The following is a 13,923-nucleotide window of genomic DNA, read 5'->3' on the forward strand; positions in this document are numbered from 1 at the left end:
GGAGCGGCCAGGCGCGGCCATTGCTCGGTGCGATGGACCCCTCGAACACTCCAGACCTGCCGTGCCGGTCACGCGCGGATGACGGACGCTCGCGAGAGTTTGCTGGCCAGCGTCAGGTCAGGAACAACTCGACCACGTCGTTGGTGAAGCGGCGGCCCAGTTCGGTCGGTATCACGCGTCCGTCCTGCTCGGTCATCCAACCCTGCGCGACCGCGCGCGCCAACGGCGCTGCGATCTCTGACGCCTCCAAACCGGTAGAGGCTTCGAAATCGCTCAGCCGGAAGCCTTCGTGCAGGCGCAATACATTGAGCATGTATTCGAACGGCAACCGCGCGCGCGGCACGACCTCATCGCCGCCGATCGATGCCGCATTGCCGGCGCTGGCCAGATAACTCTGCGGATGTTTGTGCTTCCAGTGGCGCAGTACGTGCTGCTCGGCGCCGGAACTGATCTTGCCGTGCGCACCGGCGCCAATGCCCAGATAATCGCCAAAGCGCCAGTAATTGAGGTTGTGCGCACATTGCCGCCCGGGCTTGGCGTAGGCGCTCACTTCGTACTGCGCATAGCCGGCCTCGGCAAGCAGGCGCTGGCAGTGTTCCTGGATATCCCAGGCCGCGTCGTCGTCGGGGATGCCCTTGGGCGGCCGCGCGAAGAACACCGTGTTCGGCTCCAGCGTGAGCTGGTAATGCGACATGTGGGTGGGCTGCAGCGCAAAGGCGCGCTCGAGATCGCGCTCGGCCTGTGCCAGGGTTTGCTCGGGCAGCGCGTACATCAGGTCGATATTGAAATTGTCGTAGCCGGCATCTTGCGCCAGCTTGATCGCGCGCTCGGCCTCGGCACTGTCGTGGATGCGACCGAGCCGCTGCAGCGCCACATCGTCGAAGGTCTGCACCCCGAAGCTCAGGCGGTTTACGCCAGCGGCGCGATAACCATCGAAGCGGCCATGCTCGGCGGTGCCTGGATTGGTTTCCAGGGTGATCTCGAGATTTGGTGCAAAGCGCAGCCGCGCAGCCGCGGCTTGCAGAAAGCGATCGATCGCCTCGGGCGGAAACAGGCTCGGCGTGCCACCGCCGAAGAACACCGAATGCACCACGCGCCCCCACACCAGCGGCAAATCGTTGTCCAGATCGCGGATCAACGCATCCACGTACTCCTCGAACGGCAGCACGCCCTTGGCCGCATGCGAGTTGAAATCGCAGTACGGGCATTTACGCACGCACCAGGGCAGGTGCACGTACAGCGATAACGGCGGTGGAATCAGGTCGGACACTGCATCAGGCCATCGTTCACAGCGACAGGGCGTGCAGCTTGTGCTGCAACGTGGCCAACGCCACCGCACGGTGACTCAGCCGGTTCTTCAACGCAGTCTCCATTTCCGCAGCGGTCAGGCCGTACACCGGGTCCAGAAACACCGGGTTGTAGCCGAAGCCGCCATCGCCGCGCGGTTCGGTGGTGATCACGCCTTCCCAGCTGCCTTCGGCGATCAGCGGTTGCGGATCTTCCGGATGACGCAGCAGCACGATCACCGCATAAAACCGCGCGCTGCGGCGCTCGGCCGATACATCGCGCATGGCCTCGAGCAACTTGGCGTTGTTGGCCTGCGCATTGGTCGGGCTGCCGGCATAGCGCGCGCTGTACAAGCCGGGCGCGCCGCCGAGGGCATCGACGATCAGGCCGGAGTCGTCGGCCAGTGCCGGCAGGCCGGTGACCGCGCTGGCATGACGCGCCTTGATCAAGGCGTTCTCGACGAAGGTCAGGCCGGTTTCCGGCACGTCTTCGACACCCAGCTCGCCTTGCGCCACGATGCGCAGCGGAAGTTCTGCGAGCATGGCGCGCAGTTCTTCCAGCTTGCCGGCGTTGCCGCTGGCCAGGACCAGTTGTTTCATTGCTTGGGCTCCAGCAGATCCCACTTGGTGCCGTACAGGTCGCGGAATACAGCGACCGTGCCGTACGGTTCCTCGCGCGGGGTTTCCAGAAATTCCACGCCAAACGCCTGCATGGCCGCGTGGTCGCGCCAGAAGTCGTCGGTGTAGAGAAAATGATCCACCCGCCCACCGGTCTGGTCGCCGATGCGCGCCTGCTGCGCGGCGTCGGCCGGCTGCGCGAGCAGTAGTGCGGCCTCCTGCGCGTCGCCCGGGCCGATCACCACCCAGCGTTTGCCGTCGCCAAGTGCGCGATCTTCCAGCACCTGGAAACCCAGCGCGCCGGTGTACCAGGCAATCGCCGCATCGTAGTCGGCGACCAGCAAGGTGGTCAGGGCGATGCGACGGCTCATCCGGCCAGCGCAGCGCGTTGCAGGGCGAACAATCCGCCCATGCCCTTTTCGGCCAGGGCGAGCAGCGCGTTGAGTTCGTCGCGGCGGAACGCGTGGCCTTCGGCGGTGCCCTGCAGCTCGATGAAGCCGCCGCCATCGTTCATCACCACATTCATGTCGGTGTCGCAGTCGCTGTCTTCGGGGTAATCCAGATCCAGCACCGGCTCGCCACGATAGATGCCCACCGACACCGCGGCCACCGCACCGATTAGCGGATGCTTCTTGATGTCGCCACGCTTGAGTAGCAGGTTCACCGCATCGGCCAGCGCCACGTAGGCGCCGGTGATCGCAGCGGTGCGGGTGCCGCCATCGGCCTGCAGCACATCGCAGTCCAGGGTGATGGTGCGCTCGCCCAGTGCATTGCGATCCACACAGGCGCGCAATGCGCGGCCGATCAGACGCTGGATTTCCAGCGTGCGCCCGCCTTGCTTGCCACGGGCGGCTTCGCGATCGGAACGGGTGTGGGTGGAGCGCGGCAGCATGCCGTATTCGGCGGTCACCCAGCCTTCGCCCTTGCCGCGGAGGAACCCCGGCACGCGGTTTTCCACGCTGGCGGTGCACAGCACTCGCGTGTCGCCGAAGCTGACCAGCACCGAGCCTTCGGCGTGACGGGTGAAAGCGCGTTCGATGCGCACCGGGCGCAGCTGGTCGACCGTGCGGCCGCTGGGACGGGAAAAGGTCATGCGATGAGTCCGGAAGTCGGGAGGTGGGTCTGGGTCAGCGCGTGGCGAGGCGGTCAGCCAGCGCGGGCGGCTAGGGTACCATTCGCGCTTTGAAGGCACGGGACTGACGATGATTCGAAGCATGACCGCGTTTGCTGGCGGCGAACGCATCACGCCCTGGGGCACGCTCGGTTGCGAGCTGCGCTCGGTCAACCACCGGTTTCTTGAAATAGGCGTGCGCCTGCCCGAAGAACTGCGCGCGCTGGAGCCGATGCTGCGCGAACGCGTGGCGGCAAAAAACAGCCGCGGCAAACTGGATCTGGCGCTGCGCCTGCGCGCGCCGGACAACGCGCAGACCCTGGCCGTCAACGAATCCCTGCTGCAGGAACTGGGCGCACTGGCCACGCGGCTCGACGGTGTGTTTCCCAAGTTGCAGGTCGGCTTTACCGATCTGTTGCAGCTACCCGGCGTGCTGCAGGTGCAGGACGTGGACGCACCGGCGTTGCAGGCGCAGGCCCTGGCATTGCTCGATGAGGTGGTGGACAGTTTCGTCGCCGCGCGCGAGCGCGAAGGCGGCAAGCTGGCCGAGGCGATCAGCGAGCGGGTGGATGCGATTGAACGCATCGCCGCCGAAGTGCGCACGCTGATTCCGGCCATTCGCGAAGGCCAGCGCGCCAAGCTCGCCGCACGCCTGGCCGATCTGCCGCATCCGGTGGACCCGGGGCGCGCCGAGCAAGAACTGGTGCTGTGGCTGCAGAAGCTGGACGTGGACGAGGAACTGGATCGCCTGTCCAGCCATATTTCCGAGATCCGCCGCGTGCTCAAGCAGCGCGAACCGGTCGGCCGTCGATTGGACTTCCTGCTGCAGGAATTCAACCGCGAAGCCAATACGCTGGGCTCCAAGTCGGTGGACAGCCGCACTTCCAACGCGGCGGTGGATCTGAAGGTGCTGATCGACCAGATCCGCGAGCAGGTGCAGAACATCGAATAGCCGTGAATAGGCAATCGGGAATGGGGAATCGTCAAAGCAGGTACGATTCCCCTCGGCCTGCTTGCTCCGCGCGGTGCCCCATTCCCTATTCTCGACTCCCTATTCCCTAAAAATGCGCGGCACCCTCTATATCGTTGCGGCTCCCTCCGGCGCCGGCAAGAGCAGCATCGTCAACGCCACCCTGGCGCGTGATCCCAAGATTGCCTTGTCGATCTCGTTCACCTCGCGCGCGCCGCGGCCCGGCGAGCGGCATGCCGAGCACTATCACTTCGTCTCCGCCGACGAGTTCCAGGGCATGATCGAAGCGGGCGACTTCTTCGAATATGCGCTGGTGCATGGCGATTGGAAGGGCACCGCGCGGCAGTCGGTGGAGCCGCAGCTGGCTGCCGGCCACGATGTGCTGCTGGAAATCGACTGGCAGGGCGCGCGCCAGGTGCGCCAGAAAGTCCCCGACGCGGTCAGCGTCTTCATCCTGCCGCCTTCGCGCCAGGCGCTGGACGAGCGCATGCGCAAGCGCGGCCAGGACAGTGAAGACGTGATGGCGCAGCGCCTGGCCGCCGCACGCGAAGAGATGCTGCACTTCGAAGAATTCGATTACGTGATCATCAACGAGACCTTCGAGACGGCGGTGTCGGAGATGTGCGCGATCTTCACCGCCAGCCGGCTGCGTCGGCAGGCGCAGCAGCAGCGGCATGCCGGCCTGATCCAGGCGCTGCTTGACTGAGTTCCTGGTGTGGTAGGTGGAGCGGCGATCATCGGTGTCACGGCGCGATGACGCTGCAGCTGAACATCGCATTCGGCCTGCGTGTCGCTGCGGCTTAGGGGAACGGCCGGGCCAGGCGTGCGGGGCTGTTCTGCGCACCAGGAGGCGCTGCGTCTCGATCGATTTGTTCCAAGTGGCTGATTCCAAAGCAAACTGAACGACAGCCGGTTGCCCGCCCAGCGGCCCGGGCGTACACTCCGCCCCCTTTCCCTCATTCGATGCGCGGCCGTTGCTGGTCGCCGGGAGCCCGCATGGCCCGCATTACCGTAGAAGATTGCCTGGAAGTCGTGAACAACCGTTTTGAGCTGGTCATGATGGCCTCCAAGCGCGCCCGTCAGCTCGCCAACGGCGTCCAGCCGTTGATCGAAAACGCAGACGCCAGCGACAAGCCCACCGTGATGGCGCTGCGCGAGATCGCCGCCCGCCGGATCGACAACGCGCTGATCGATGAAGTCGAGAAGGCCGAACGCGAGCGCGCCGAGCGCGAAGCGCTGGAATGGGCCGCCGCCGAAGTGGTCGCCGACGAAGACATGTCCAAAAACGACGATTGATTGCTCGCATCGCTGCGATCGATCCGAACAGCCCGCCTTGTGCGGGCTGTTTTCGTTTGCGGGCCGCTTTCGCGCGCGTAGTGCGCAAACGTTTGCCGTGACCGCGCCGCTGGCATAGTCTTCCGCCATGAACCCAGGCCCCACTGCCCAGGCGACCGTCGTGACGTCCTCGTCTCCCGACCCGGCCATCCCCGATTACGTCCTGCACCTCGAACGCGCTGCCAGCTACCTTCCCAAGGAGCAGCTGCCGATCCTGCGCCGTGCCTGGGAAGTGGGTGCCACCGCGCATGCCGGCCAGACCCGCAAGTCCGGCGAGCCTTACATCACCCATCCGGTCGCCGTGGCCGGCGTACTCGCCGAACTCGGCCTGGACATGGAATCGCTGATCGCCGCGATCCTGCACGACACCATCGAAGATACGCCGCTGACCCGCGAAGAGCTGGCCTCGGAGTTCGGCGAAGCGGTGGCCGAGCTGGTCGATGGCGTCACCAAGCTGGACAAACTCAAGTTCCGCGACCGCCAGGAAGCGGCGGCGGAAAGCTTCCGCAAGATGCTGCTGGCGATGTCGCGCGACTTGCGCGTGATCATGATCAAGCTGGCCGACCGCCTGCACAACATGCGCACGCTGGGCGCGCAGAGCAGCGAGGCGCGCAGCCGCATCGCGCGCGAAACGCTGGAAATCTATGCGCCCATCGCACAGCGCCTGGGAATGAGCCTGATCAAGTCCGAGTTGCAGAACCTGGGCTTCCGCGCACTGTATCCATGGCGTCACGCCATCATCGAAAAGCACATCCGCAGCCAGCCGGTGGTGCGGCGCGAATCGATGGCGCAGGTGGAAGTGCAGCTGTCGCAGCGGCTGGCCAAGGAAGGGCTTGAACATCGGCTGGTCAGTCGCATCAAGACGCCCTGGAGCATCTATTCGAAGATGCACGAAGAGAACAAATCCTTCGATCAGGTGATGGATGTGTTCGGCTTCCGTCTGGTGGTGCGTTCGGTGGCCGATTGCTATCACGCCCTCGGCGCGGTGCATGCCACGTTCAAGCCGCTGGACGGGCGCTTTCGCGATTTCATCGCGATCCCGAAGGCCAACGGCTACCAGTCGCTGCACACCGTGTTGTTCGGTCCTTACGGCTCGCCGATCGAAGTACAGATCCGCACCGAAGAGATGGACCTGATCGCCGAACGCGGCGTGGCCGCGCACTGGACCTACAAGGTCGGTTCCACATCGCCCAACAGCGCGCAGAGCCGCGCGCACGACTGGATCGTGGAGTTGATCGATTCGCAGCGCGCCGCCGGCTCGTCGCTGGAGTTTCTGGACAACGTCAAGGTCGATCTGTTCCCGGACGAGGTTTACCTGTTCACGCCCAAGGGCAAGATCCTGGCATTGCCGCGCAATTCCACCGCGCTGGATTTTGCCTACGCGGTGCATACCGATGTGGGCAATCGCGCAGTCGCCTCGCGCGTGGACAAGAAGCTGGTGCCGCTGCGCACCAAGCTGGTCAGCGGCCAGGCGGTGGAAATCATCACCGCGCGCTCGGCCACGCCCAAACCGCAGTGGCTGGAGTTCGTGGTCAGCAGCAAGGCGCGCACCGCGATCCGCCACCAGCTCAAGCAGCTCGAACACGAAGACGCCGTGCAGCTCGGCCACCGCATGCTCGACCGCGCGCTGGAAGCAATGGACAGCTCGCTGGAACGGCTGCCGAAGGGCCGCCTGGACGCCTTCCTCAGCGAGCACCGCTATCCGCGCCTGGAAGCCTTGCTGGCCGACGTGGCGCTGGGCAACTGGATGCCCAACCAGGCCGCGCAGGCCTTGATGGCCTATGCCGAACTGCGCGGCGGCGGTCATTCCAAGCATTCGCACGAAAAGATCCTGATCGACGGCAGCGAGCGCGGCGTGATCAGCTTCGCCAACTGTTGTCAGCCGATTCCCGGCGACGAAATCATGGGTTACCACACCGCCGGCAAGGGCATCGTGGTGCACCGGCTGGATTGCACCAACCTGGCCGAACTGCGCAAATCGCCCGAACGCTGGGTGCCGATCGATTGGGATTCGGGCGTCACCGGCGATTACGACACCGCCTTGGTGGTCGAGGTGGAAAACCGCACCGGCGTGCTGGCGCAGCTTGCCGCGGCGATTGCGCAGAGCCAGTCCAACATCGAGCGTGTGGATTACCTGGACCGCGATTTCAATGCCGCGGTGCTGCGCTTCAACATCCAGGTCCGCGATCGCCGCCATCTGGCCGAAGTGATGCGCCGGTTGCGGCGCTTGCATGTGGTGCAAAGCGTCGGCCGTCAGTAAAGCGCGCGCAGCAGTCGAGCAAATCCGCACAAACGCCTAAACTGCTGCACACACCTTTGCAGCGGAGTTTCCATGTCTCAGATCATCCATACCGACCAGGCGCCTGCCGCCATTGGCCCGTACTCGCAGGCCGTGCGTGCCGGCAACACGGTGTATTTCTCCGGGCAGATCCCGCTGGATCCGGCCACCGGCGAGATCGTGCCGGGTGACATCGGTGCGCAGGCGCGTCGCTGCTTCGACAACCTCAAGGCGGTGGCCGAAGCAGCCGGCGGCTCGCTCGACAAGATCGTGCGCCTGGGCCTGTACCTGACCGATCTCGGCCAGTTCGCCGCCGTCAACGCGGTGATGCAGGAGTATTTCCAGGCGCCGTTCCCCGCGCGTTCCACCATCGAAGTCTCCGGTCTGCCCAAGGGTGCCGGCTTCGAAGTCGATGCGGTGATGGTGCTCGAGTGATCCAGTTCGACTGATCCGATTCGATCTGCCGTGCCACGCGCGCTCACCGTCACGCCGAGCCTGGCCGTTGCAGGCCAGGCATCGCTGTCCAGCCTGCCCGGGGTCGGCCCGAAAGTGGCCGAGAAGTTCGCTGCGCGTGGCATTTTTACTTTGCAGGATCTGTGGCTGCATCTGCCGCTGCGTTACGAAGACCGCACGCGGCTGACCACGATCGCGCAGTTGCAGGGCGGCGTGCCGGCCCAGATCGAAGGCCGCGTCGATGCGATGGAGCGCGGCTTCCGCTTCCGGCCGGTGCTGCGGGTAGCGGTGTCGGACGACTCGCACGGCACTTTGGTGCTGCGCTTTTTCCATTTCCGCGCGGCCCAGGTGGCGCAGTTCGCGCCGGGCACGCGGGTGCGGGTGTTCGGCACGCCCAAGCCGGGGCAGAACGGTTGGGAAATCGTTCACCCCAGTTACCGTGTGCTGGCGGAGGGCGAAGACGCCGGGCTGGGCGATAGCCTGGATCCGGTCTATCCGGTATTGGAGGGCGTTGGGCCGGCCACGCTGCGCAAGCTCATCGGCCAGGCGTTGGAGCGGCTGCCGCCGGAGGCCGCGCTGGAATTGCTGCCGCCGCATTGGCTGCAGGACGAACAACTGCCCTCCTTGCGTGAGGCGCTGCTGACCATGCATCGCCCGCCGGTCAACACCGACCCGCAGCAACTGCTCGCGGGCGGCCATCCGGCCCAGCAACGCCTGGCGATCGAGGAACTGCTGGCGCATCAACTCAGCCTGCGCCGCCAACGCATCGCCTTGCAGCGCTTTCATGCGCCCAGGCTGCCCGGCAATGGCAACCTCGTGCAGCAACTGCGCGCGGCATTGCCGTTCCAGCTCACCGGCGCGCAGCAGCGCGTGTTCGAGCAGATTGCGCGCGATCTTGCCAAGCCATCGCCGATGCTACGGCTGGTGCAGGGCGATGTCGGCAGCGGTAAAACCGTGGTCGCCGCGTTGGCGGCGATGCTGGCGGTGGAGCAGGGCAAGCAGGTGGCGCTGGCCGCGCCGACCGAACTGCTGGCCGAGCAGCACCTCACCAACCTGCGTGGCTGGCTGGAACCGCTGGGCGTGCGCATCGTCTGGCTGGCCGGCAAGGTCACCGGCAAGGCGCGTGCTGCGGCGATGGCCGAGGTGGCCTCCGGCCAGGCGCAGGTCGTCGTCGGCACGCATGCATTGATGCAGGAGGCGGTGGTCTTTCACGACCTCGCGCTGGCCATCATCGATGAGCAGCACCGCTTCGGTGTGCATCAGCGGCTTGCCCTGCGCGACAAGGGTGCGGCTGCCGGCAGCGTGCCGCATCAGTTGGTGATGACCGCCACGCCGATCCCGCGCACCCTGGCGATGTCCACCTATGCGGATCTGGATGTCTCGGCCATCGACGAATTGCCGCCCGGGCGCACGCCGGTGCAGACGATTGTCTTGAGCGCAGAACGTCGCCCGGACCTGGTGGAGCGCATCCGCGCCGCCTGCGCCGAAGGGCGCCAGGCGTATTGGGTGTGCACCTTGATCGAAGAAAGCGAAGAGCCCGGCAAAGGCGCGCCGCCTGGCCCGCCAAAGATCGAAGCGCAGGCCGCAGAGGTCACCTTTGAAGCGCTATCGGCACAGTTGCCGGGCGTGCGCGTGGCGCTGGTGCACGGCCGCATGAAGCCGGCCGAAAAACAAAAAGCCATGCTGGATTTCAAGCAGGGCCACACCGATCTGCTGGTCGCCACCACCGTGATCGAAGTGGGCGTGGACGTCCCCAACGCCTCGCTGATGATCATCGAGAACGCCGAGCGCCTGGGTCTTGCCCAGTTGCATCAGTTGCGTGGCCGGGTCGGGCGCGGTGCGGCCGCGTCCAGTTGCGTGCTGCTGTATCAGGCACCGTTGTCGATGATGGCGCGCCAGCGTCTGGAAACCATGCGCCAGACCAACGACGGCTTCGTGATCGCCGAAAAGGATCTGGAGTTGCGCGGCCCGGGCGAATTGCTGGGTACCCGGCAGACCGGTCTGGCGAGTTTTCGCATTGCCGATCTGGCCCGCGATGCCGGGCTGCTGCCGCGCGTGCAGGTGCTTGCCGAGCGGCTGCTGGCCGAAGCGCCGGAGATCGCCGATCGTGTCGTCGCGCGTTGGATCGGCAGTGCGGTGCGTTACGCCGCCGCGTGAGCGGCGGGGATTGGGGAATCGGGAATCGGGAATCGTAAAAGCGCGGCTGCTGCGTCCTGGGCGGCCCGGTGATTCGCTTGGCCGGCTGATCCTTGCGAAGATGCGGTAACGAATCCCGAATGACCAATCCCGAATCCCATGACAAAAAAGATACCGCTGCTGATCGACACCGACCCGGGCGTGGACGACGCGCTGGCGCTGCTGATGGCGTTCAACGACACCCGTCATGAGGTGGTCGGCCTGACCATCGCCGCCGGCAACGTGGGCCTGGAACATACCGTGCGCAACGCCTTGAAGGTCTGCGAGATTGCGGGTCGTGAGGATGTGCCGGTCTACGCGGGCTGCCCGCAGCCGCTGCTGCATCCCTCGGTGGATGCGGCGCATGTGCACGGCATCGATGGCTTTGGCGATGTCTGCCTGGCGCCGGCCAGGCGCACCGCCGAGGCCGAGCACGCTGCGCTGGCCATCCTGCGCCTGTCGCATGAGCACGCGGGCAAGCTGTTGCTGGTCGCGCTCGGCCCGCTGACCAATCTTGCCCTGGCGCTTACCCTGGACCCGACACTGCCGCAGCGCGTGGCGCGGCTGGTGGTAATGGGCGGGGCGCTGACCGGGCACGGCAATATCACCGTGGCGGCCGAATTCAATATCGGCTTCGACCCGGAGGCGGCGCATATCGTGTTCCGCGGTTTTCCGCAGTTCGATGTCGCCGACTGGGAGGCCACCATCGCGCACGGCCTGCTGCATCGGGATGTCGAGCAATGGCTGGCAACGGACTCGGCACGCGCGAAGTTCTACGAAGAAATCTCGCGCAAAACCCGCTTGTGGTCCGAAGACAGCCGTGGCGAGCACTGGTACGCCGCCGATGCGCTGGCGATGGCCTTCGCGCTGCATCCGGAGGGCGCGCAGCGGCTGGAGCGGCGGCCGGTCCATATCGAGCTGACCGGCACCCACACCCGTGGCATGACCGTGGTGGACTGGAATCGCCGAGATGGCGCGCCCGACAACGCCAACCTGCTACTGGACTACGACCGCCAGCGGTTCTATGGCCTGGTCGAGGCCGCGTTGGCAGCCGGTTAGGACGCAGCTTGCGCCGGGCAAAGGTAGGCCGCTATAATGACCGGCCTATCCAGGCAGCCCGGCGCCAAGTCCATGAAAGATAACGTTCATCCCAGCTACAACGACGTCGTCTTCCACGACGTGACGTCCGATTTCAAGATTCTGACCCGTTCCACCATGAGCTCGAAAGAGACCGTGAAGTGGGAAGACGGCCAGGACTATCCGCTGATCAAGGTGGATATCTCCTCGGCATCGCACCCGTTCTATACCGGCAAGCACAAGGTGATCGACACCGGCGGCCGTATCGACAAGTTCCAGAAGCGCTACGCGCGCTGAACTTGCAGGACGGGCTGTACCGGCAACGGCCGCGCATTGCGCGGCCGTTGTTTTTTGGGCGGTGACAACTTCGTTTTTTACGCCCCGGACGGGGTGCGTCTACGACTTCTGTCCAAGCGACGGCCAAAATGTTGCTGTGCGATAATGACGTGATCCGGGGCGATGCCCTGGACTTCCATCACGTGCCTGCCCATTTGGTGACAGGCGCCTTCCACTGAAGGAGCGTACACAGTGTCCGATCTTGATCAGGTCACGCTCAACGCCGGCGACAAGTCGGTTGTTCTGCCGGTACTCAAGCCCACGCTTGGCAATGATTGCGTCGATATTTCAAAGCTGACCAAAGAAACCGGTCTGTTCACTTACGACTCGGGCTTCACCGCCACCGCCAGTTGCAAGTCGGCCATCACCTACATCGATGGCGACAACGGCGTGTTGTTGTATCGCGGCTACCCGATCGAACAGTTGGCCGAGAAGTCCAGCTTCCTGGAAGTCTCGTATCTGCTGATGAACGGCGAACTGCCGACGGCGGATGAGTTCCAGAAGTTCGACCACGAAGTCACGCATCACACGATGATGCACGAGTCGCTGAAGAACTTCCTCGGTGGTTTCCGCCACGACGCGCACCCGATGGCCATGCTGGCCGGTTCGGTCGCCTCGCTGTCGGCGTTCTATCACGACACCCTGGACCTCAACGATCCGGAGCAGCGCCGTCAGGCTGCCATCCGTCTGATCGCCAAGGTGCCGACGTTGGCTGCTGCTGCGTATCGCTATTCGATCGGCTGGCCGATCCGCTACCCGCGCAACAACCTCAACTACGTCGACCGCTTCCTGCACATGATGTTCGAAGTGCCGAGCGAGCCGCTGGAGATCAATCCGGTGGTCGCCAAGGCGCTGGATCTGCTGTTCATCCTGCATGCCGATCACGAGCAGAATGCCTCGACCTCGACCGTGCGTCTGGTCGGTTCGACCGGTGCCAATCCGTACGCCTCGGTCGCAGCGGGTATCACCGCGCTGTGGGGCCCGGCACATGGAGGCGCCAACGAAGCCGTGCTGAAGATGCTGGAAGAGATCGGCACCGCCGACAATGTCGAATCCGCCGTGGCCAAGGCCAAGGACAAGAACTCTTCGTTCCGTCTGATGGGCTTCGGTCACCGCGTCTACAAGAACTTCGACCCGCGCGCCAAGATCATCCGCGAGATGACCCACAAGGTGCTGGGCGAGCTGGGTGTCAACGACCCGCTGCTGGAAGTGGCGCTGAAGCTGGAAGAAGCCGCGCTGAAGGACGACTACTTCGTGCAGCGCAAGCTGTACCCGAACGTCGACTTCTACTCGGGCCTGATCTACAAGGCGCTGAATATCCCGGTGGAAATGTTCACCGTGATGTTCGCCATCGCACGCACCGCCGGCTGGGTGTCGCATTGGCTGGAACAGCAGGTCGACCCGGAAATGAAGATCGGCCGTCCGCGCCAGATCTACACCGGCTACGACCAGCGCGACTATAAGGACGCCGGCCAGCGCTAAGCGCTTGCGGTTGTCTGCTTGAACCAGCGCCCCGCATTGCGGGGCGTTTGCTTTGATGGGTGGGGCGTTGCGGTCGGTCGCCGGTCGTTACGGCGAGCTGCGGTCAGCGCAGCTGTTGCAAAGAGTCGCGACCGTCCTCGTCGGCCAGCAGCTGACGTACCTGCGCGGCCGATGCGCGCGGCATCGGTTTTTCGTCCAGCTGCGATAGCGGTGCCTGGCGCAGCGCGTCGTAGGGCAGCACGGTCAGGTCGAAGGTCAGATCCTCTGCACTGAACAGCCACACCGGGAACTCGCCATTGCGTTCGCGATCCAGACGCAGCCGGCGCCTACGTAATTCGGCCGGGATGCGGTGTTCTTCGAGAAACCGCTGCACTGCGTCGGCATCGTCGCTATGCAGCTGCAACTGCACCGGCGCATTGGCGTCGGCGGTGCCATCGAGCACCGGGCCGGTCAGTCGCGGCTGGAACGGGCCGAGAAACTCCAGCGCACGCAATGCGGCTTCGCGCCGCTGGCGTAGTCGCACGCCATGCGCTGGGCCGGCAAACAGGCGTTGATATTCGCGCAATGCGTCTTCGATCTCGCGGTTGCGTGGCAGCGATGCATCGTCGTGGATACCCAACCGGCTGGCCGCCTTGAGCTTGGCTTGATGAAAATCGCGGATGCCGCCTTCGGCCATCAGCCGGGCGGCTTCGTGCGCCAATCGATGGCGACGCTCTCGGGTTCGCGTATCGGCGTGCTCGCGCGCGTGGTGCATGACCGGGCTCCCCTAATGAACCTGGTTCGACTCTACAACAGCCGCATG

The 13,923-nt window shown here is 64.9% G+C and carries 14 protein-coding genes; 9 read left to right on the forward strand and 5 right to left on the reverse strand.

Features of this window, described 5'->3' with window-relative positions; all coding sequences use genetic code 11:
• Positions 1-112 precede the first annotated feature (112 nt).
• The 4 genes from hemW to rph are packed head-to-tail and all read right to left on the reverse strand — an operon-like array spanning position 113 to position 2,997.
• The gene (gene hemW, locus NDY25_RS15785) at positions 113-1,270 is read right to left on the reverse strand and encodes a radical SAM family heme chaperone HemW (protein ID WP_168958747.1); all 1,158 of its coding nucleotides are present in this window, start codon (positions 1,268-1,270) and stop codon (positions 113-115) included.
• A 16-nt stretch (positions 1,271-1,286) separates the two neighbouring features.
• Positions 1,287-1,886: an RdgB/HAM1 family non-canonical purine NTP pyrophosphatase gene (gene rdgB, locus NDY25_RS15790; protein WP_168958748.1), complete on the reverse strand. Its 600-nt coding sequence runs from the start codon at positions 1,884-1,886 to the stop codon at positions 1,287-1,289.
• Positions 1,883-2,275 (reverse strand): VOC family protein, encoded by a 393-nt coding sequence (locus NDY25_RS15795; RefSeq protein WP_168958749.1) that lies wholly within the window; start codon positions 2,273-2,275, stop codon positions 1,883-1,885. Before NDY25_RS15795 ends, rdgB begins: the two co-directional genes overlap by 4 nt.
• Positions 2,272-2,997, reverse strand: coding sequence for a ribonuclease PH (gene rph, locus NDY25_RS15800; protein ID WP_256627556.1), 726 nt, complete (start codon positions 2,995-2,997; stop codon positions 2,272-2,274). The genes NDY25_RS15795 and rph overlap by 4 nt, the downstream gene beginning before the upstream one ends.
• Before the next feature lie 109 nt (positions 2,998-3,106).
• On the opposite strand from rph, the gene NDY25_RS15805 reads away from it, so the two are divergent.
• The 9 genes from NDY25_RS15805 to NDY25_RS15845 all read left to right on the forward strand — a co-directional run bounded on the left by NDY25_RS15805 (position 3,107) and on the right by NDY25_RS15845 (position 13,121).
• The gene (locus NDY25_RS15805) at positions 3,107-3,967 is read left to right on the forward strand and encodes a YicC/YloC family endoribonuclease (RefSeq protein WP_168958750.1); all 861 of its coding nucleotides are present in this window, start codon (positions 3,107-3,109) and stop codon (positions 3,965-3,967) included.
• Between the two features lie 112 nt (positions 3,968-4,079).
• Positions 4,080-4,691 carry a guanylate kinase gene (gmk, locus tag NDY25_RS15810; RefSeq protein WP_043888920.1) on the forward strand — a complete coding sequence of 204 codons (612 nt, stop codon included), beginning with the start codon at positions 4,080-4,082 and terminating at the stop codon, positions 4,689-4,691.
• A gap of 290 nt (positions 4,692-4,981) precedes the next feature.
• Complete coding sequence (gene rpoZ, locus NDY25_RS15815; RefSeq protein WP_002812428.1) at positions 4,982-5,281, forward strand: DNA-directed RNA polymerase subunit omega; 300 nt, start codon at positions 4,982-4,984, stop codon at positions 5,279-5,281.
• 127 nt (positions 5,282-5,408) lie between these two features.
• Complete coding sequence (locus NDY25_RS15820; RefSeq protein ID WP_006451365.1) at positions 5,409-7,580, forward strand: RelA/SpoT family protein; 2,172 nt, start codon at positions 5,409-5,411, stop codon at positions 7,578-7,580.
• A gap of 72 nt (positions 7,581-7,652) precedes the next feature.
• The gene (locus NDY25_RS15825) at positions 7,653-8,033 is read left to right on the forward strand and encodes a RidA family protein (protein WP_006451364.1); all 381 of its coding nucleotides are present in this window, start codon (positions 7,653-7,655) and stop codon (positions 8,031-8,033) included.
• 30 nt (positions 8,034-8,063) lie between these two features.
• Entirely contained in the window at positions 8,064-10,208 is a 2,145-nt protein-coding gene (gene recG, locus NDY25_RS15830) for an ATP-dependent DNA helicase RecG (protein WP_168958751.1), read from the forward strand.
• 138 nt (positions 10,209-10,346) lie between these two features.
• A complete protein-coding gene (locus NDY25_RS15835; protein WP_168958752.1) occupies positions 10,347-11,285 on the forward strand; it encodes a nucleoside hydrolase in 939 nt (312 codons plus the stop codon).
• 72 nt (positions 11,286-11,357) lie between these two features.
• Positions 11,358-11,600 (forward strand): type B 50S ribosomal protein L31, encoded by a 243-nt coding sequence (locus NDY25_RS15840; protein ID WP_043889669.1) that lies wholly within the window; start codon positions 11,358-11,360, stop codon positions 11,598-11,600.
• A gap of 231 nt (positions 11,601-11,831) precedes the next feature.
• The gene (locus NDY25_RS15845; RefSeq protein WP_168958753.1) at positions 11,832-13,121 is read left to right on the forward strand and encodes a citrate synthase; all 1,290 of its coding nucleotides are present in this window, start codon (positions 11,832-11,834) and stop codon (positions 13,119-13,121) included.
• Between the two features lie 103 nt (positions 13,122-13,224).
• On the opposite strand, the gene NDY25_RS15850 is transcribed toward NDY25_RS15845, so the two are convergent.
• Complete coding sequence (locus NDY25_RS15850) at positions 13,225-13,875, reverse strand: hypothetical protein (protein WP_168958754.1); 651 nt, start codon at positions 13,873-13,875, stop codon at positions 13,225-13,227.
• Between the last annotated feature and the right edge of the window lie 48 nt (positions 13,876-13,923).

Source organism: Xanthomonas hortorum pv. pelargonii (genome assembly GCF_024499015.1).
Lineage (GTDB): Bacteria > Pseudomonadota > Gammaproteobacteria > Xanthomonadales > Xanthomonadaceae > Xanthomonas > Xanthomonas hortorum_B.

What these genes read in the sequence shown, in the direction of transcription:
- gmk (WP_043888920.1), top strand. Translation starts at nt 4,080, where the DNA reads ATGCGCGGCACCCTCTATATCGTTGCGGCTCCCTCCGGCGCCGGCAAG.
- NDY25_RS15795 (WP_168958749.1), bottom strand. Translation starts at nt 2,275, where the DNA reads ATGAGCCGTCGCATCGCCCTGACCACCTTGCTGGTCGCCGACTACGAT.
- rpoZ (WP_002812428.1), top strand. Translation starts at nt 4,982, where the DNA reads ATGGCCCGCATTACCGTAGAAGATTGCCTGGAAGTCGTGAACAACCGT.
- NDY25_RS15805 (WP_168958750.1), top strand. Translation starts at nt 3,107, where the DNA reads ATGATTCGAAGCATGACCGCGTTTGCTGGCGGCGAACGCATCACGCCC.
- NDY25_RS15850 (WP_168958754.1), bottom strand. Translation starts at nt 13,875, where the DNA reads ATGCACCACGCGCGCGAGCACGCCGATACGCGAACCCGAGAGCGTCGC.
- NDY25_RS15825 (WP_006451364.1), top strand. Translation starts at nt 7,653, where the DNA reads ATGTCTCAGATCATCCATACCGACCAGGCGCCTGCCGCCATTGGCCCG.
- NDY25_RS15840 (WP_043889669.1), top strand. Translation starts at nt 11,358, where the DNA reads ATGAAAGATAACGTTCATCCCAGCTACAACGACGTCGTCTTCCACGAC.
- rdgB (WP_168958748.1), bottom strand. Translation starts at nt 1,886, where the DNA reads ATGAAACAACTGGTCCTGGCCAGCGGCAACGCCGGCAAGCTGGAAGAA.
- NDY25_RS15820 (WP_006451365.1), top strand. Translation starts at nt 5,409, where the DNA reads ATGAACCCAGGCCCCACTGCCCAGGCGACCGTCGTGACGTCCTCGTCT.
- NDY25_RS15835 (WP_168958752.1), top strand. Translation starts at nt 10,347, where the DNA reads ATGACAAAAAAGATACCGCTGCTGATCGACACCGACCCGGGCGTGGAC.
- rph (WP_256627556.1), bottom strand. Translation starts at nt 2,997, where the DNA reads ATGACCTTTTCCCGTCCCAGCGGCCGCACGGTCGACCAGCTGCGCCCG.